We start from the raw sequence: 17,081 nt of genomic DNA on the forward strand, positions 1-17,081 counted from the left end.
TTTGAAATATTAATTTGTATAATAATTAGGACTAACAATTAATAAAAAAACCGCTGAATAGATCAACGGTTCAATATTTTAAATCGACTGAAAATTATTTTGCTCTCAGTTTTTCTTTAATGGCTTCTATATTTTTCTTGGCTGAATCTTCTAAAATAAGACTTGCACTCATATGAATTCTTGCCGGCATCAATTCATTAAAGTGATCTGTACCTTCCCATGATACTTTTTTGATCAAGGCTAATGCTTCACTGCTTCTTGATGCTAAAGTCTGTAAAAACTTCTCCAGTTTTTCATCCATTTCCTGAATATTTTCTGATACAGAGTGGTAAACGTTGTGCTGTTCTGCCCATTCTGCGGATCTGAAGTCTGCATCAATAGCCATTGCAGAGAATTGTGATTTTCCGATTTTTCTTTCCACATAAGGTCCGATTACGAAAGGTCCGATGCCTAAATTGATCTCAGTAAGTGCCAGTGCTGAGTCTTTTGTGGCAAAACAATAATCTGCTCCGCATGCAATTCCTACTCCACCTCCTGTAGTTTTTCCCTGAACTCTTACTACTACAATTTTCCCACAGTTTCTCATGGCATTCAGAACTTTTGCAAAACCTCCGAAGAATTTTGTGGATGCTTCCAGTTCTTCAATGGCTAAAAGCTCATTGAAGCTGGCTCCTGCACAGAAGGCTTTTTCTCCTTCACTTTTTACTAAGATTGCTTTCACCTCATCTTTTGCTCCTTCTTCTAAAATAGTCTGAGCCAGTTTTTCTAAAATAGCACCCGGAAGAGAATTACTTTTTGGAGTTCCGAAAGTGATTTCAGCAATATTATTTTTAATTTCTGATACTACGAATTCGTTCATTTTTATTTTTATTGGATTCTTACAAAAATACTAATTACAGCGGTTTTGGAGAAACTTGGAGAGAATAATTTTTAGCATAAAAATCAGAAAATCAAGGCTGGAAATTATTATTGAAGAAGGAATTACTGATTACTGGCTGAAAAGTATAAGAATATCTCTTTACGTAGAAATACGGAGTGCTTAATTTGGTATTTTCTACTCTAACACTGCCTTTGGAATAGTTGTTCCTTTGGGTAAGAAAATAACCATTAAAGGCGGAATCTGAAAAGCCCGGTAACAGAGTAAGAAATTTAAGCTCAAAAAAACGATTATTATGGAAGAGTACATTGGAATCATCAAATTGTTTGCAGGAAATTTTGCGCCAAGAGGCTGGATGTTCTGTGACGGAAGTTTATTAAGAATTTCACAAAACAGTGCTTTGTTTTCGATTTTGGGAACAACTTACGGAGGAAATGGAATTGATACTTTCGCTCTTCCAAACCTTAAAGGAAAAATGGCTTTGGGTGCCGGTAATGTAAATGCCAATGAGTATTATCCTTTGGGAGTAATGGCTGGTACTACTCAAAATACACTTTTAGCAGCTAACTTACCAAGTATTGCAGGAGGTTTTCAACTTAAAATCAAAAATCAGAATGCCAATAGCGTAACTCCTAGTGCCACTTCTTCTTTTGCGATTACAGGAATTCCTAACGGTAGAGACTTCAGCCCGGTTCCTAATTTTATAGATGCAGATCCTGACACCACTCTCAATATGAAATCGATAATGTATACCGGACAGAATATTCCTGTCAACAATATGCCGCCTTATCTTGGGCTGAATTACATTATCTGTGTTGAAGGCATTTATCCTCCCCGCAGCTGAAAATATTAAAAACTAATAACAGAAATTCACTATCAGAAAACAGTTCGCTTTATTAAAGTCTGATAGGGCTGGTAAAGGTAAAGACGCAACGCTCTTCGTTTACAGAACAGGTTTTTAAAATGTAAAATTTCTGTGTCTTTACTTTTACCTTCAACTATAAATTATTTATAAACTAATTTTTTAAAACAGAAATCATGAAAAGCACTACTTTTTTTATTATCTGTAGCATGCTCATTTCAATTTTTTCATTTGGGCAAACGAGTACAGAGTTATTTGAAACTGAATTTCCCGGATCTACAAGTTTTACAGACAATGGTGTCATATTCAACATTCTTTCCCATACGTCAAGTTTTGATATTATCAGCAGACCTTCCACCGGATGGAACGGATCTAGTAACTCGGTTGACAACAGATATATTGATAATACCGGAAGTGTAGGTCCCCAATCTGCATCTTTCAGTATAAGAACGACTTCAAATCTGTTTAAAGTCAACAGATTCTGGGTTTATGTTGCTAACCAATATTCTAACCAGGTAGATACAGGAACTCTTACTGTAACAGGGAAATTAAGCGGCGTAACTAAGTTTTCCCGAACCAAAACCAGTAATTTTAATTCGTCAATAAATACCAACAATGGGTTTACCCTGATTGATCTAACTAATCTGGATGGGCAAAATTATTCAAATATCGTCATTGACCAGCTTCAACTGACTCTTGGCGGTAATTTTTACTATTTGGCAGTAGACTCATTTAATTGGGTGAAGGACAGTAATATTGTATTGGGCACATCAGAAACTAAGGGGTCTTCCAAAAGTTTGAACGTCTATCCAAATCCTACAAAAGGACCTATTTCAATAATAGCGGCTCAAAATTCTGAAGCGAAAGTTTATAGCATTGATGGTAAAATTCTAAAAACTGCTCAGATTCAGAAAGGTTCTAATGATATTTCTATCGCTGACCTTCCAAAAGGAGTTTATTTTATAAAAACAGCCACTGAATCTACAAAAGTCATTAAAGACTAATATTATTAAACACCCAAGTGCTTGTTCCCCTAAAGATTCTAATTCAAGAATGACAAAATCCCTTAAATGTTTAAGGGGTTTGTTTTTTTATCTTGTCCATTTATGAAGATGTTCTATTCTTCCGTTTCTTTTTAGCAGGGCTTCAAATCTTAGTTTTAACAATATCTTTCTTCCTTCAATACTTCTTGTGAAAACGAGTTCGGATTTTCCGATGATTTTATTCCAGCTTTTACTAAAGAAGTCTGCACTTTTTTTATTTTTTGAAAAGATTTCCGGAATCGGATAGTAAAGATCTTTTTTCATGAAGAAAAAGCTTTTCTTCTGTTTGAGTAGGTACTTCGGATTATCCACCTGTGAAACCAATTCCTGAAGCGTCTGTATGAATTGTGTATTTTCATATTGGCTGCCTCCTTTAAGGTAACAAAATGCTCCTTCATTAGTATTGGCAGCACTTACAATGATGAGTTTTTCCAATGGTGTTCGTATTACCCGCTCATGGATAAGCCCGTTCAATACAACCTCAGCAAGAGAACCAAGCTGCTTTCCAACGTCTTTATATTTGATGTACTGTCTTGCTGATGTGTAGAGTTTTCTTCCGTAGACAATAAAGCCAGCTCCTCCAAATAGGGAAATGATTATCGAAAAGCTTTTCATAGAATCAATTGCCTGTATATTTCTTAGCATTCCAAATAAAAGATTCTGCCAGAATAATAGCACAGAAGATGCCATTACTTTGACCATATTTCCGGACATTTTACTGACGTAATCCATCTTCATTTCTTCCATAGCGGTCATATTGATGGCAGGGACCTGTATTTCCTCCACTAAAATATTTCCCTGATCAAGAGCTTTTGTCCATCGTCCTGTAAGTTCTGTCCTATTTTCGGCAAGATGAAAAAACGTTTGATTAACTGCTGAAATTTCGTCTTTATGAGCAATGACATTCATATTGAGTCTTTCAAAGTTATTCTCAATGGTTGGATTTTCTTTATTTGAGATACCAACAAAGGTTTTAAATCTTCGTTTCATAATTCCTAAATCCTGCCCTCCGTTCTTATCCTTAGAATCAAAGCAGACAAGATGCCATATATTTCCTGTTTTATCGGGATGGTCTTTATCTGTTCTTATCACCCGCCCTCTCATTTGATTGGAAAGCACAAAAGAACTTACAAAACTTGCAAGAATCAGGGTGTTCATTTTCGGAGCATCCCAGCCTTCACCCAGTAATGATTTTGTTCCGATTAAAATCTCAATCCCTCCGCTTTGGAAAACTTCTGTGATTATATATACAATGGCGTGTTTTATTTGATCTGTAAGACTAACGACAAGATATTCGGGATCATAACTCAAGGGTGAAACGGATATTCCTGACAATGATTTTTTTGCACAAAATTCATCAAACATCTCTTTTGAACTTGCCGGAATAATCACGAGACTTCCAGTAAGAACTCCTATTTTCTTATGTTGGGAATTCTCTCTTCTCAACTTTTCAAAGATTGGAACAGCACCTATTTTATCAAGGTTAAGAGTATTCTGCGTTCCGGCAGTAAGATATTCCTTTTTAATAAAATCGGTAAGGATTACCATTCTGAGGTTTTCCTTCAATACTGAAAATTCATGATCAGCAATATCTTTTATTCCCTGAAGTTTACCGATACTTGAATTGAGGATTTGATTTAAATTTTTACTATTAAAAAAGCTCAGCGTTTTCTGTTCTAAAAAACCATGTCTTTTTAATCTGTTTCCGAGATCTGTACGATGTTCTTCAAAATCTTTGAAATGAACTTCATCAATCAGCAGATAAAAGTCCAGAAGTTCTTCCAGCCAAAGGAAATCAAACTCAGGAACGTATTTTTGCTGATCACCAATTATTTCAAAATGAACTTCTGCAATTTCTTTTCCTCTGAAGTTAAGGTATACCAACCCTGAAGTATAGGAGGAAATATTTTCATAAATCCATTCCAGATGTTCTAACGGAGTATTATAAACAGGGTGCTGTTCAATAGCTTTTAAAAGAGTTTCATCATTTTTGATCTCTTCAAAAAAACCAAGCGCCTGGGTGTGATAATATTCTATTTTTTTCTGTTCTTCCTCCGATGGTAATGTAAAATGTACGAGATCCTGATGCGGACAAAGATCTCCTTCTATCATCAGTTCCGGAACAGAAATTTCTACATCTATAGGACCGTTTAGCTTGATATATTTTTGCCACTCATTCCCTGATACATCAAAAGGCGGTGTCGCAGTAAGAGAAACTACGGTAGGCTCAATTTTTTCCTTAAGCTCCATGAGACTTCTCCACCACGCATTTTTCAGATGGTGGGCTTCATCCAGAATAAGAGTTCCTACTTTTTGTTTTTGCAGTTTCTTTATAATCTCTGAAACAGGGACTTTTGAAGATTTTTTTGCATTGTCACTCTCTTCCTCCTCTGCTGTTTCAGAAGCAGAATGTATTCCCTGATAGGTAGTCACAGTAATTATTCCCGGGTTTTTAATGTCTGATGATATCCAGTCGGGAACACTTTCTGTATGGAGGAAAAGCTCACAAAACCTTTGAATCCATTGGTTTTTGATTGCCAGTGTAGGGGCGACAATCAAAGCCGGTTTGCCTAGTCTTACCATTATTTCCAGTCCAAGTACGGTTTTTCCTGATCCCGGAGGTGCAGAAACATGCAGATGGTTATCTGCAAGATAAGTATCAAGGTTATCAAGAAATCTTTTCTGATATGTACGCCAACTGTATTTAAAGATTGTGTCTTTTGGGAAAACATTCATGATCACAATTTAATAAAAAACTGTCATTGAATCATGAAAAATAGGATGGTCATGGATTTTCTCCTTTCAACGCAAGAATGTATTTGTCTATATACAGCTGTTTTTCTTTAGATTTATATTGCTGAATATATCTGGGATGTTCCAGAACGGTCATTTTCTCAAATAATTGAGCTTCTTTATTGAGTTTTGAAATAAAGTCTGCGTTCTTTTTCCCTAGGATAAAAACTTCTGAAGTATCAAGATTCAGGCTGAGGTGTTGTTTTAATGATTCAATCATAAAGTCTTTTACGGCTTCGAAAAGTTCTTTATCATCATAGTAATTGGCATTCAGCCATCCATTCTTCGTTTTTCTGACAATAGCAAGCGGAAATGGAGAATTGATATAAATGTCTTTATAAAACAGTTCTGCTCCACCATAATCTGCAATCATATCGTACATGAATACGGAAGAGACTTCGTGAGTATGGGCAGATTCCATTTTTATATTACAAACCGTTTCCAGTCTTTTGGTATCGGTGAACGGAACACCCGTAACTCCCGCTCCATGACGGCTGGGATTGATTCCAATAATGAATTTCCTTTTGTTGGAATCATTGTAGTATTGATGATAAAACTTTTGCATAACGATCATTGTTTCCGGATTATCCAGATATGGGTTCAAAACATCAAAACCTTCAGGAAGTTCTCCTAAATATGTTAGATTTTCATTGAATGCAATGACCTGATCTGCAAAAGTTTTATTCATTGGATTTATTTTAGAAAAACAAAATTATCCTCCGGACCTGATGCTTCATCGTCGTCATCCTCTTCTTCATCGTATTCTGACAATTCTAATTCAATATCAATGAAATGAATGTATAATCCACAAATTTTGTCTTGCTCATCATAGGCAAAATATACGGGATATACTCCATCACCTATTCCACTGGCAAATATCGGGATCTGATATTCTGTACCGGGAACTGTCCAGTTGATCCAATCACCCAGCTCTCTCTGGTTTATTGGGTTTTCTTTGTAGCTTTTTGCAAACAGTTCCGCAAAATAATCATCGTAAATATTTCCTACCTCCAGCTCATCAATAAACTTATCCACATGGGGAACAACTTCCGGATCGGTAATACACGCTAATCCGGCATCTACATTAAATCCAAAAAAAGCGTCTTCATCGGTATCGTCAATGTTTTCAATACCAATAAGGGCTTCTCTGTAAATAGCTGGTTTTTCTTTGGTAAATTCTACCTTTACAGCGGCATAACGATCTCCCCAGTCCTCTAATTTTACAACAGCAATGGTAACGGGAAAATTACCTTTGGGTACTTCAATAAAGAAGGGCTGTTCTTTCTGATTCAGATATACAAGAGGATCTCTTACAATTACTTTTCCAGATGGCAGAGAAACATTACCTATTCCCATTGTTTCCATCTTCTGCTCCATAATCTCTTCTGAGGTGAAATAAGTTTCAATATCTACCGGAGATATCAGCTTATCTTTTATCTCTTCCCATTTTTGCATCCAGCTTTCGTTCATTGCTTTTATTTTATGATTGAAGTTTAAAAATACTATTCATTTATTGATTTTCAAAATACTTTGATCTGGTTTTTCTGTTGAAATTCTTTTTTATCCTTGTTTACTTTTGTTATCCTTGTCAAGGTTTAGAACCTTGACATGGTTAGCTAGAAAAATAAAACATTTAGTAAACTGAGATGAAAATTATTTTCACAATGCATTGTTTCACAATACTTTTTTATGTAATTTAGTTTCAATGAAATACGGGTTATGTTATAAATGATTTGAAAAGATTATTTCATTGTTCAAAACTTATAACCTATGCTTGGAATTATAGCTGAACTTTTCATTTCATGGCTCCTGCTGCATTTTATCGTAAAAAGAAATCTTTCAGCTTTGGGTCTTGCTCCTAGTGCAATAAGGATAAAGAATTTTGGAATAGGATTCTTACTGGCTGCCATTTCCTGTATTCTTTATCAGCTAATGTCCACACTTTTTATCAATAACAGCTGGATTCTCAATAAGGAGATAACGTTTTATGGCATCATAACATCTATTTGGTGGATTTTAAAATCTGTTGTATTTGAAGAACTGCTTTTTAGAGGTGCTCTGCTTTATATTGCCATTCAAAAATTAGGGTATAAAAAGGCATGCATCCTTTCTGCTATCTGCTTTGGAGTTTATCACTGGTTTTCTTATAATGCTTTCGGTAATCCTGTGCAGATGGGTATTATTTTCTTTATGACAGGTATTTTTGGGTATGTTCTTGCCATTTCTTTTACCAAAACACAATCTTTATATCTTCCTGTCGGATTACATTTGGGCTGGAATTTATTTAATATTCTTGTCTTTTCTAATGGACCTTTGGGAAAACAAATTCTGATGAAAGCCAACGACCATCATCTTGAAGGTATTGTATCGATGATTGTTTTTCTGTTTCAAATATTTGCTTTGCCTGCTTTTGTTTACGCCTATTTCAGGTTCTTTAAAGTTAAATAGCTAAATGATTAAGTTAACTGTGTTCCGTATAAAATAAAAGCTCCCTTTCAGCAGTGTGTTGAAAGGGAGCTTTATTATTTATTTTGAATTAAATCAATCCAAATTGTTCAAAGTGGTGGGTAAAGTGCTTTTTATGCATTAGTTCCCACATTTCTTTATTCAGTTTTCCAAACACGAAATTCATATGTTCTGCTTGAGGGTTTTCCTTGTAGTACACTACAAATCTCTTCAGGTTATCAATGAATGATTGTTTTGCCGCCTCAAGATTTTTGTGTTTTGCTTCCGGAAGTGATCCATCCTGTGGTAAGAATGGAGCGGTAAATTCTTTTGGCATTGCTCTGTGATTATAAAGAGAATCCTGCCATTTTTCAAGGTGCTCTTCAGGAGTGAAACATTTTTCAGCTTCCGGTTCTCCTAGGCTTACCAATACAGCTTCATCCAAATGTTCAATCATTTGCTGCGGTGACATTTTCCCCCAAAGTGCCGGAGTACTTTCCGTTAACCCACCTAAAATCTTTTGAACATTTTTCACATTCAGATCAATGAAAGGAGATTGTTTTGCCACCAATGTAAGAATTGTAGCTACACAAACCACCTCATCTCTTTGGTTGATCACTTCTACTAACCATTTTACAACTCCGGACGGAATATTTCTTCCTTTTACTCCTCTGTTTATCTTTTCCTTTGCTGTTAAATAAACTGTAATGGTATCACCAGCGTATACAGGTTTGAAGAAGCTGCATTCTTCTAATCCGTAATTGGCGATTACAGGTCCTTTTTTACCGGAAACAAATAATCCTGCCGCCGCTGAAAGGATAAAATATCCGTGAGCAACTGTTTTATCGAAAATAGTTCCCGTTAAACTAGTAGCATCGGTATGCGCATAGAAATGATCCCACGAAACATTGGAGAAGTTCACGATATCGGCATCGGTAACGGTTCTTCCTGCTGTTTCTAAAGAGTCTCCTACCTCAACTTCTTCAAAGTATTTCTGGAAAGGATGCTTGTCTGAGAATTTCTTCTCTGCTCCTTGCTGATAGATTTTCGTAATAGCCTTTAATACATCAGGTGATCCTTGAATAGCTGTTTTCTGTAAGAAAAAATGCAGACCGCTCAAACCTCCCATTTCTTCACCTCCACCTGCTCTACCGGGACCTCCATGCATTAATGTTGGAAGTGGTGAACCGTGACCTGTACTTTCCTTAGCATTGTCTCTGTTCAAAACAAAGATTCTTCCGTGCTGAGAAGCCATTTTCCATGAAGTTTCTGCAATAAAGTTTTCATCATGGGAAACAATAGATCCTACTAAACTTCCTTTTCCTCTTTTTGCCAAAGCTGCTGCTGCTTCCGCATCTTTATAAGGCATTAAAGTAGATACCGGACCAAAAGCCTCTACATCATGAGAAATATTTTTCTCGAAAGGCTTGTCATTCAGGAATAGCTTAGGGCTCATAAACGCTCCATTTTCATAGTTTGCATCTATCAGCTCGTGTTTTCCGTCATAGACAAGTTCTGTTTCGGATTTTAAGATATTTACTTTTCTTAAAACTTCTTCGTATTGCTGTCTTCCCACCAAAGATCCCATTCTTGTTTCTCTGCTTAATGGATTTCCGATCTTTGTCTGGTCCAAAGCCTTAGATAAAGCATTCTGAACGTCACCGATTAAATGCTCAGGAACGATAATTCTTCTGATTGCCGTACATTTCTGACCTGCTTTTGTAGTCATTTCGTTACGAACTTCTTTGATGAATAAATCAAATTCAGGCGTTCCAGGTTTTGCTTCCAATCCCAGAATTGAACAGTTTAGAGAATCTGCTTCCATATTAAAACGAACAGCATTTCCTGCAACGGATGGAAGTGATTTCAGCTTTCTTCCTGTATGAGCAGACCCTGTAAATAATACAGAGTCTCCATCTTGTACATAATCCAAAATATTTCCAGGTTCTCCACAAACCAACTGAACAGCTCCTTCCGGTAATACTCCGCTTTCAATCATATCCTGAAATACTGCATTGGTAAGATAAGATCCGAAAGGTGATGGCTTAACGATAGCCGGAACACCAGCTAACAATGAGGTGGATAACTTTTCCAACATTCCCCAAACCGGAAAGTTGTAAGCATTAATCTGTACAGAAACACCTTCACTTGGCGTAAGAATATGAGCTCCAAGATGAGTTCCGTTTGCCGAAATCTTCTGCGTGTCTCCATCTACCCAAAAAGGAGTGTTAGGAAGCATTCTCTTCGCTAACCCTGAATAGGTAAAGAAAGTTCCGAAACCTCCTTCAATATCCACCCATGAATCTACATGAGTTGCCCCTGTTTTATATGATAATTCGTAATATTTCTTCTTTCTTTCCAGCAGGTAAAGAGCTACTTTTTTCAACATTTCTCCACGATCATAGAACGTCATGGAAGAAAGGTTCTTGTAGCCTATTGTTCTACCGTAATCAAGGGCTTGCTCAAAATTAAGTCCTTCTGTATCAGAAACAGCTACCTGTTCTCCGGTTACGGCGTTGTATAGAGGAATTCCTGCTCCGTTTCCTTCTACCCACTGCCCGTAGATATAGTTTTTTAGTTTTTCCATATAGAATTTAATTTAACAATGTATCAATCTAACATTTTATCAATAGACACCTGCTGGATGCTGCATGAAAAGAATTGTTACATTTCTACATTGGTATATTGTTACATTTATAATTTATTTCGGTTCCTGATATGGAAACAATTTCACCAATCCTTCGTATAAGCTTCTATGAAGAATTGTTGCGTGATTATCTGTTTCCATCATTTTATATTCTACGGTCCAGTTTTTCTTTCCCACTTTTTTCAAAACATCATATAAATCTTCTGCATCTTTAATCATCACAGGATGCTCTCCTTTTCCTACAGAAACATAAACGAATTTTTTAGTATCCTGAGATTTTGAAAGAAGTTGAGGCGCCTGCTTTAAAAGACTTTCATCATCCCACCATAAACTCGGGCTGATAATGAAATAATTATTGAACATTTCTGGCTTCTTCAATAAAATTTCAGTTGCCAAAAGACCACCTAGAGATTGTCCAAAAAGATACTTTTCTGTAGTTTTAAACTGACTTTCAACATAAGGTTTTAATTCCTTTTCAAAAAAAGTGATAAACTTATCTGAATGCCCTGTTGTAGGATAATCTTTTTGTAAATCCTTTAAATCCGTGTGAAAAGTAAAATCTCTTTTTCTATCAACATTCGCAATTCCCACCACAATGGTTTCCGGCATGGAATACATCTGATTAAAGAACTGCACCAATCCTGTTACATGCATAAAGTCTTCATTCATACTTCCATCTAAAAGATAGATAATGGGGTATGCTTTTGTTTTATCAAAATTTTGAGGAAGATAGATGTTCAATATTCTCTCTTCATTGAGAACCTTAGATTTTATGGTTCTTACTTCTCCTATTGTAAGTGGTTTTTTAGTGACAGTCTGTGCTGAAACCATAGAATTTACCGCGAACATCATACTGCATATAAGAGCAATTTTCTTAATCATATTTATTTTTTTTTGAAACCTAACGGGTTTTAAAAACCCGTTAGGTTTAGATTTTCACAATTATTCTACATCTAAATAATCATATTCAACGTTTGAATGATGGTAAACCATAAAATCATTTATTGTTTCAAAATAATCTAATATCGTTTTTCTATCCAATTTGCTTTCCTTTTCTAAATTTAAAAAAGATTGATAAGAAGAATATTTCCAATTTTCAATATTGCTAACAAAGCCATGATGTAGAGGATTGTTATGTATATAGTGTACAACTTTCAACAAATACTTTTCGTCATTCACTTTTCTTCTTTTTATTGTATTAAGAAAAAGAGCTCCTTTTCTGTTATATTTTTTATTGTATGCTTTAGCATAAGAATTTAGAAAGTCTCCAAAATTTTTCATCAAATATTGATGTTCATCTTCTGTTCCAATATCATTAAAACTTTTAAATCTTAATAGCAAATGAAAATGGTTGGGTAACAGGCAATATGTATAGATATCTGCAATCGGAAGAATATATTTGTTTAACTGTTTTAGGAAAAAATGATAATTTGTTTCTTCACGAAAAATCAATTCCTTCCCATTTACATGAGAAAAAATATGATAGATTCTTTCAAATTCAAAACTTTCTGTGTTAATCATTTAATCTAATACTTATACAAACCTAACGGGTTTTAAAAACCCGTTAGGTTTAGTAAAGATTCCTAAGTTATTTCACATCATCCCAAATACTGTAATCCACAATCTTTGTAGGGATCTGCTGTACATACTCAGTAAAAGGTTCACAAGGCAGAATCGCTTCTTTTCCTTCTCTGGCAAGCTCCTGGTATAGTTTTGTTCCTTCTGTTTTCCAATGGATCATTTCATCAGAAACATCACGGATAATTTTTGCCGGACTTCCGACAATCAGTTTTCTAGGTTCACATCTGAAGTTAGCAGGAACAAATGCTAAAGCTCCGACAATACTTTCATCACCGATATAAGCTTTATCCATTACCACAGAATTCATTCCAATGAGACAATTTTTTCCGATATGTCCTGAGTGAATAATGGCTCCATGTCCGATGTGCGCAGATTCTTCTAAAATCGTTTCTATATTTGGAAAAACGTGCAGCGTACAGTTCTCCTGCACATTGGCTCCGTCTTTAATGATAATTTTCCCCCAGTCTCCGCGTATTACAGCATTGGGACCAATATATACTTCTTCACCTATTTCCACATTTCCGATAATTACAGCCTGTGGGTGAATGTAAGCAGAGGGCTTTATGATAGGACGGATTCCGTGATATGAGTAAATGTTCATAAAATTTTTATTAAAAATTTAATTTAACAATGTCTCAGTTTACCAATGTACCCATTTGGAAAACTATGTACTTATATTGTTATACTGATACATTGTTATATGTTACATGATTGAAAAAATTATACTTTTTCAATCACCATTGCATATCCTTGTCCGACACCGATACAAAGGGTACACAATGCGTATTTTTTATTCTGTTTCTGAAGTTCTATAGCAGCTGAACCAATGATTCTCGCTCCTGAAACTCCTAGTGGGTGCCCCATAGCAATAGCTCCGCCATTTGGATTAATTCTTGCGTCATCATCCTCTAAACCTAAGCTTCTAGTTACTGCTAAAGCTTGTGCAGCAAAGGCTTCGTTTAATTCAATAACGTCCATATCCTCCAGAGAGAGATTTAATCTTTTTAATAGCTTTTGAGTAGCTTCTACAGGACCGATTCCCATAATTCTTGGTTCTACACCCGCTACGGAAGATCCTAAAATTTTAGCTTTTGGCTTTAATCCATATTTTTTAACGGCTTCTTCACTGGCTAAGATCAATGCAGCGGCTCCATCGTTCATTCCTGAAGCATTTCCGGCGGTTACCGTTCCTTCTTTTCTGAATGCAGGACGAAGTTTTCCTAATCCTTCCATGGAGGAAGCGGGCTTAATAAACTCATCTTTTTCAAAAACGATTGGATCACCTTTTCTCTGCGGAATTTCAACTTTTACAATTTCTTCTGCCAATCTCCCGCTTTCCTGAGCTTTGGTTGCTTTTTGCTGGGACCAAAGGGCAAATTTATCCTGGTCTTCTCTGTTGATCTGGTGCATATCTGCAAGGTTTTCTGCCGTTTCACCCATTCCGTCTACACCATACATTTCTTTCATTTTCGGATTGATAAAACGCCATCCGAAAGTCGTATCATACATCTGACTATCTCTTCCAAAAGCAGCACTAGGTTTTGACATTACGTAGGGAGAACGCGTCATGTGCTCTACTCCTCCAGCAATATAGATTTCACCTTCACCAGCTGCAATAGAACGGAAAGCATTGGCAACAGCTGACATCCCTGAAGCACAAAGTCTATTTACTGTTTCACCTCCTATTTTATAAGGAAGCCCAGCTAACAAAAGTCCCATTCTAGCTACATTTCTATTATCTTCACCTGCCTGATTTGCGCATCCGAAAATTACATCCTCAATTTCCTCAACGGGAACTTCAGGGTTCCTTGCTACCACTTCTTTGATAACAATAGCCGCAAGGTCATCTGCTCTTACTTCTGATAATCCTCCCTGTAATTTTGAAATGGGAGTTCTGACATAGTCTATGATGTATACGTTGTTCATTGTTTTCTAATTTAATGATGTATCAGTTTAGCGATATAACAATAAGTATTTCTCTGTTATTGTTAATCTGTACATTTCATTTAAGGATATTAATTTTATCGTTTTAAATATTTCTAGTTCTGTTTTTCGACTACTATTTCAGTGTCTTATTTCTTTCACTTCTATTCTGTTGTTTTTGACATCATCCAATGTATAAACTTTATAAACAAAGTCTTCTCCATAGAGTTTTTTAGCATTTTCTTCAACCGTAGTGGAAAATCCAGCTTTTTTTCTTCTCTTATTTACATTTAACGGGTCTTTTATTGGCCAGATATATTGTGTTTCATATTCTTTTCCATTGTCTTCCCAGAATGTCCCATTTCCCTGGCTTCCATAAATCTGTTCTCTACCGGTCTGTTTCAGATAGCGGTCTTCCATAACAGCTACCAGCTTAAAGGGAATTTCTTGGTTTTCTGAGGCTTCACGAATAATTGGCAAATATGTTTCTATTTTGTCAGAATGCTGAATAACATACCATGCAGATTCGTTTGTAGGCTCTCCCACCATACTTTTCCCGGGGTAACCATATCGTGAGATTATCTTTTCTATCTTTTGAAGATTGATACTGTCTTGAGCTGCAACTAAAGCCCAACCTTCCTTTTTTAATAAGCTTTTATCAATATGGAATTCTTTTAATAGCGCTTCTTTTTTTTCAGGAGTGGTTCCATGATCAAAAAGAGCTCTGTATCCCTGATCCAATTTCAATATTTCGTCAAGCTCCTTTTTCAATTCTATATTAATTTTTTTTTCTTGAGCATTGATGAACGCTGTAAACAAGATCAAAACGATTAGCAAGAAGTTTCTCATTCTATAGAATTTATATTGGGAAGTTTACAGCTCGGTTACTTTCTTTCCTATTTTATATACTGTTCCTACAAATTTTGCGATCAGTTCTTCGTTTTGATTGGTAATTTTAATGTCATAAACAGCTGTTTTTCTTGTGTCATTGACCAAAATACTTTCTGCTCTGAAAATATCACCTTCCTTTCCGGCTTTGGTAAAATTGATGATGCAGTTTAAAGCTACAGCTGCATCTCCTGTATTGTTGGAAGAAAAAGCTAACGCAGAGTCTGCAAAAGCGAAAGTAACGCCTCCATGCACTGTTTTAAGCCCATTAATCATATCCTTTTTGATAGGCATTTCTATCAGGCAATAATTTTCTTTAACTTCAATCATCTTGATATTCATCCATTGGGAAAAATAATCCTGATTGAACATATAATCTGCAACTTGTCTTGGATTCATTTCTATATGTTTGTTATTTCTTCATATAATTCATCAGATAATTTATCATAAATACTCATGGTTTTACCGAGAATTACCTGTTCATATGAAAGTTTGGGGTCAGAATTGGCAGAACTGTTTTCCTCTTCATACAATGCATTTAAGTCAATCCCATTTTCATTGGCTAATCTATTGATCAGCATTCTGTATTTTTCATTAAACTCTCCCAATAATTCAAGTCTTTCATTACTATCCGTGGAAGAAGCTCTCTCAGTTAAATACTGCTTTTCAATAGCAAGCCTTGTTTCTAATTCAGCTCTGAATTCTTCTATATTCATTTATTCAATCTAATAATTTAACAATGTAACAATCTACTAATGAGATGCTTCGACAAGTTCGGCATGTCAGCGCAATTGCTACATTGTTAGATTGGTATATTATTACATTTTACGTAGTAACGGACTTTGTCTATACCTTTCTTCCTGGTATTCGTTATAAAGATTCTGTAGAGTTTCGGAGATTTTTGAATACCCGATTTCCTGTCCCCAACCTAATAATCCTTTTGGGTAGTTTACTCCTTTCTGCATTGCCAGTTCAATATCTTCATCATTAGCAACTCCTAATCTTTTTGCCTCCACAGCTTCATTAATCAGCATTGAAATGATTCTTAAAAAGATTTGTTGATAAAGTGCATCATCTTTCTGTGCTTCAGGTTTTACAGCATCTTCACTGTAGTCATAGAAGCCTTTTCCTGTTTTTCTACCGTGAAGTTTTGCTTCAGACATTCTCTGTTGAAGTAAAGAAGGCTTATATTTCGGATCATAGAAATAATCTTTGTAAACTGTTGTTGTTACAGCAAAATTCACATCTACTCCAATAAGATCCATCAATTCAAAAGGACCCATTTTGAAGTTTCCAAGCGTCTTCATTGCGTCATCCACCTGTTCCGGTGTTGCAATATTTTCTTCAACAATTCTTAATGCTTCACCATAGTATGGACGGGCAATTCTGTTAACAATAAATCCTGGAATATCCTTAGCGATAACAGGTGTCTTCCCCCAATCTTTCATGAGGTTGTATATTTTTTCTGCTAAGCTTTTTTCTGTTAATAAAGATGGAATGACTTCCACTAAAGGCATCAACGGCGCCGGGTTGAAGAAATGAATCCCGATGAAACGCTCCGGTTTCTTTAGTTCCGCGCCAAGAGAGGTGATAGAAATGGATGAGGTATTGGAACCGATGATACAGTTTTCAGAAACATATGTTTCAAGTTCTGTAAAAACTTTTGTTTTAATATCTTTATTTTCAATGATCGCTTCGATAACTAAATCAGAATCTTTTAAATCCTGCAATGCTTCACCTTTCACGATATTGTTTCTTATTTCTGTAGCTTTTTCCTGAGAGATTTTACCTTTTTCAGTTAATTTCTGAAGAGTTTTCTCTAACCCTGAAAGTGCTTTATCTATTTGTGGAGCATTTGCATCGAATAAAACGACCTTGCATCCTGCTGTGGCAGCTACCTGAGCAATTCCAACGCCCATAGTTCCTGCCCCAATAATTCCAATATTCATAGTTAAAAAAAGTAATGGAGCAATGTATCAGTTTACCAATGTAACAATTTTATAAAAAAATTGAATTTTGCCT

At 35.7% G+C, this 17,081-nt stretch carries 16 protein-coding genes; 3 read left to right on the plus strand and 13 right to left on the minus strand.

Translation table 11 applies throughout. From position 1 onward, the window contains the following. Positions 1-94 precede the first annotated feature (94 nt). Positions 95-859 (minus strand): enoyl-CoA hydratase/isomerase family protein, encoded by a 765-nt coding sequence (locus AC5YGG_RS17970; protein ID WP_496145809.1) that lies wholly within the window; start codon positions 857-859, stop codon positions 95-97. 313 nt (positions 860-1,172) lie between these two features. On the opposite strand from AC5YGG_RS17970, the gene AC5YGG_RS17975 reads away from it, so the two are divergent. Together AC5YGG_RS17975 and AC5YGG_RS17980 are read left to right on the plus strand one after the other, a co-directional pair. Next, a complete protein-coding gene (locus AC5YGG_RS17975; RefSeq protein ID WP_496145810.1) occupies positions 1,173-1,721 on the plus strand; it encodes a phage tail protein in 549 nt (182 codons plus the stop codon). A 194-nt stretch (positions 1,722-1,915) separates the two neighbouring features. Next, positions 1,916-2,743, plus strand: a complete 828-nt coding sequence (locus AC5YGG_RS17980; protein ID WP_496145811.1) for a T9SS type A sorting domain-containing protein — start codon at positions 1,916-1,918, stop codon at positions 2,741-2,743. 87 nt (positions 2,744-2,830) lie between these two features. Here the strand turns inward: AC5YGG_RS17980 and AC5YGG_RS17985 are convergent, their stop codons facing one another. The 3 genes from AC5YGG_RS17985 to AC5YGG_RS17995 are packed head-to-tail and all read right to left on the minus strand — an operon-like array spanning position 2,831 to position 7,045. Beyond that, positions 2,831-5,518 carry a DEAD/DEAH box helicase family protein gene (locus tag AC5YGG_RS17985; protein WP_496145812.1) on the minus strand — a complete coding sequence of 896 codons (2,688 nt, stop codon included), beginning with the start codon at positions 5,516-5,518 and terminating at the stop codon, positions 2,831-2,833. A 49-nt stretch (positions 5,519-5,567) separates the two neighbouring features. Next, positions 5,568-6,263: an SMUG2 DNA glycosylase family protein gene (locus tag AC5YGG_RS17990; protein WP_496145813.1), complete on the minus strand. Its 696-nt coding sequence runs from the start codon at positions 6,261-6,263 to the stop codon at positions 5,568-5,570. A gap of 5 nt (positions 6,264-6,268) precedes the next feature. Further along, entirely contained in the window at positions 6,269-7,045 is a 777-nt protein-coding gene (locus tag AC5YGG_RS17995; RefSeq protein WP_496145814.1) for a DUF4241 domain-containing protein, read from the minus strand. 300 nt (positions 7,046-7,345) lie between these two features. Here AC5YGG_RS17995 and AC5YGG_RS18000 point away from each other — a divergent pair, with 300 nt between their 5' ends. Then, positions 7,346-8,023 (plus strand): CPBP family intramembrane glutamic endopeptidase, encoded by a 678-nt coding sequence (locus AC5YGG_RS18000; RefSeq protein WP_496145815.1) that lies wholly within the window; start codon positions 7,346-7,348, stop codon positions 8,021-8,023. Positions 8,024-8,111: 88 nt separating this feature from the next. On the opposite strand, the gene paaZ is transcribed toward AC5YGG_RS18000, so the two are convergent. The 9 genes from paaZ to AC5YGG_RS18045 form a co-directional block, all read right to left on the minus strand. Beyond that, on the minus strand, positions 8,112-10,607 hold the full coding sequence (gene paaZ / locus AC5YGG_RS18005; protein WP_496145816.1) for a phenylacetic acid degradation bifunctional protein PaaZ: 2,496 nt from the start codon (positions 10,605-10,607) through the stop codon (positions 8,112-8,114). Positions 10,608-10,721: 114 nt separating this feature from the next. Beyond that, on the minus strand, positions 10,722-11,549 hold the full coding sequence (locus AC5YGG_RS18010) for an alpha/beta hydrolase (RefSeq protein WP_496145817.1): 828 nt from the start codon (positions 11,547-11,549) through the stop codon (positions 10,722-10,724). 60 nt (positions 11,550-11,609) lie between these two features. Further along, positions 11,610-12,188, minus strand: a complete 579-nt coding sequence (locus AC5YGG_RS18015; RefSeq protein ID WP_496145818.1) for a transposase — start codon at positions 12,186-12,188, stop codon at positions 11,610-11,612. A 67-nt stretch (positions 12,189-12,255) separates the two neighbouring features. Further along, positions 12,256-12,849: an acyltransferase gene (locus AC5YGG_RS18020; RefSeq protein WP_047382988.1), complete on the minus strand. Its 594-nt coding sequence runs from the start codon at positions 12,847-12,849 to the stop codon at positions 12,256-12,258. A gap of 119 nt (positions 12,850-12,968) precedes the next feature. After that, positions 12,969-14,174, minus strand: coding sequence for a 3-oxoadipyl-CoA thiolase (gene pcaF / locus AC5YGG_RS18025; RefSeq protein WP_496145819.1), 1,206 nt, complete (start codon positions 14,172-14,174; stop codon positions 12,969-12,971). Between the two features lie 138 nt (positions 14,175-14,312). Next, entirely contained in the window at positions 14,313-15,020 is a 708-nt protein-coding gene (locus AC5YGG_RS18030) for a DUF6624 domain-containing protein (RefSeq protein ID WP_496145820.1), read from the minus strand. 24 nt (positions 15,021-15,044) lie between these two features. Then, entirely contained in the window at positions 15,045-15,458 is a 414-nt protein-coding gene (locus AC5YGG_RS18035; protein ID WP_065393403.1) for a PaaI family thioesterase, read from the minus strand. Between the two features lie 2 nt (positions 15,459-15,460). Next, on the minus strand, positions 15,461-15,775 hold the full coding sequence (locus AC5YGG_RS18040) for a hypothetical protein (RefSeq protein WP_496145821.1): 315 nt from the start codon (positions 15,773-15,775) through the stop codon (positions 15,461-15,463). Positions 15,776-15,877: 102 nt separating this feature from the next. Next, positions 15,878-17,008 (minus strand): 3-hydroxyacyl-CoA dehydrogenase NAD-binding domain-containing protein, encoded by a 1,131-nt coding sequence (locus AC5YGG_RS18045; protein WP_496145822.1) that lies wholly within the window; start codon positions 17,006-17,008, stop codon positions 15,878-15,880. Positions 17,009-17,081: the final 73 nt, after the last annotated feature.

The sequence above is a fragment of the Chryseobacterium sp. CS2K3 genome, assembly GCF_059515185.1.

Excerpts from the sequence above, each read along its gene's own strand:
- AC5YGG_RS18015 (WP_496145818.1), bottom strand. The coding sequence starts at position 12,188 with ATGATTAACACAGAAAGTTTTGAATTTGAAAGAATCTATCATATTTTT.
- AC5YGG_RS17995 (WP_496145814.1), bottom strand. The coding sequence starts at position 7,045 with ATGAACGAAAGCTGGATGCAAAAATGGGAAGAGATAAAAGATAAGCTG.
- AC5YGG_RS17970 (WP_496145809.1), bottom strand. The coding sequence starts at position 859 with ATGAACGAATTCGTAGTATCAGAAATTAAAAATAATATTGCTGAAATC.
- AC5YGG_RS17975 (WP_496145810.1), top strand. The coding sequence starts at position 1,173 with ATGGAAGAGTACATTGGAATCATCAAATTGTTTGCAGGAAATTTTGCG.
- AC5YGG_RS18020 (WP_047382988.1), bottom strand. The coding sequence starts at position 12,849 with ATGAACATTTACTCATATCACGGAATCCGTCCTATCATAAAGCCCTCT.
- AC5YGG_RS17990 (WP_496145813.1), bottom strand. The coding sequence starts at position 6,263 with ATGAATAAAACTTTTGCAGATCAGGTCATTGCATTCAATGAAAATCTA.
- AC5YGG_RS17980 (WP_496145811.1), top strand. The coding sequence starts at position 1,916 with ATGAAAAGCACTACTTTTTTTATTATCTGTAGCATGCTCATTTCAATT.
- AC5YGG_RS18035 (WP_065393403.1), bottom strand. The coding sequence starts at position 15,458 with ATGAATCCAAGACAAGTTGCAGATTATATGTTCAATCAGGATTATTTT.
- AC5YGG_RS18000 (WP_496145815.1), top strand. The coding sequence starts at position 7,346 with ATGCTTGGAATTATAGCTGAACTTTTCATTTCATGGCTCCTGCTGCAT.
- AC5YGG_RS18045 (WP_496145822.1), bottom strand. The coding sequence starts at position 17,008 with ATGAATATTGGAATTATTGGGGCAGGAACTATGGGCGTTGGAATTGCT.
- AC5YGG_RS18040 (WP_496145821.1), bottom strand. The coding sequence starts at position 15,775 with ATGAATATAGAAGAATTCAGAGCTGAATTAGAAACAAGGCTTGCTATT.
- AC5YGG_RS18030 (WP_496145820.1), bottom strand. The coding sequence starts at position 15,020 with ATGAGAAACTTCTTGCTAATCGTTTTGATCTTGTTTACAGCGTTCATC.
- AC5YGG_RS18010 (WP_496145817.1), bottom strand. The coding sequence starts at position 11,549 with ATGATTAAGAAAATTGCTCTTATATGCAGTATGATGTTCGCGGTAAAT.
- pcaF (WP_496145819.1), bottom strand. The coding sequence starts at position 14,174 with ATGAACAACGTATACATCATAGACTATGTCAGAACTCCCATTTCAAAA.
- paaZ (WP_496145816.1), bottom strand. The coding sequence starts at position 10,607 with ATGGAAAAACTAAAAAACTATATCTACGGGCAGTGGGTAGAAGGAAAC.
- AC5YGG_RS17985 (WP_496145812.1), bottom strand. The coding sequence starts at position 5,518 with ATGAATGTTTTCCCAAAAGACACAATCTTTAAATACAGTTGGCGTACA.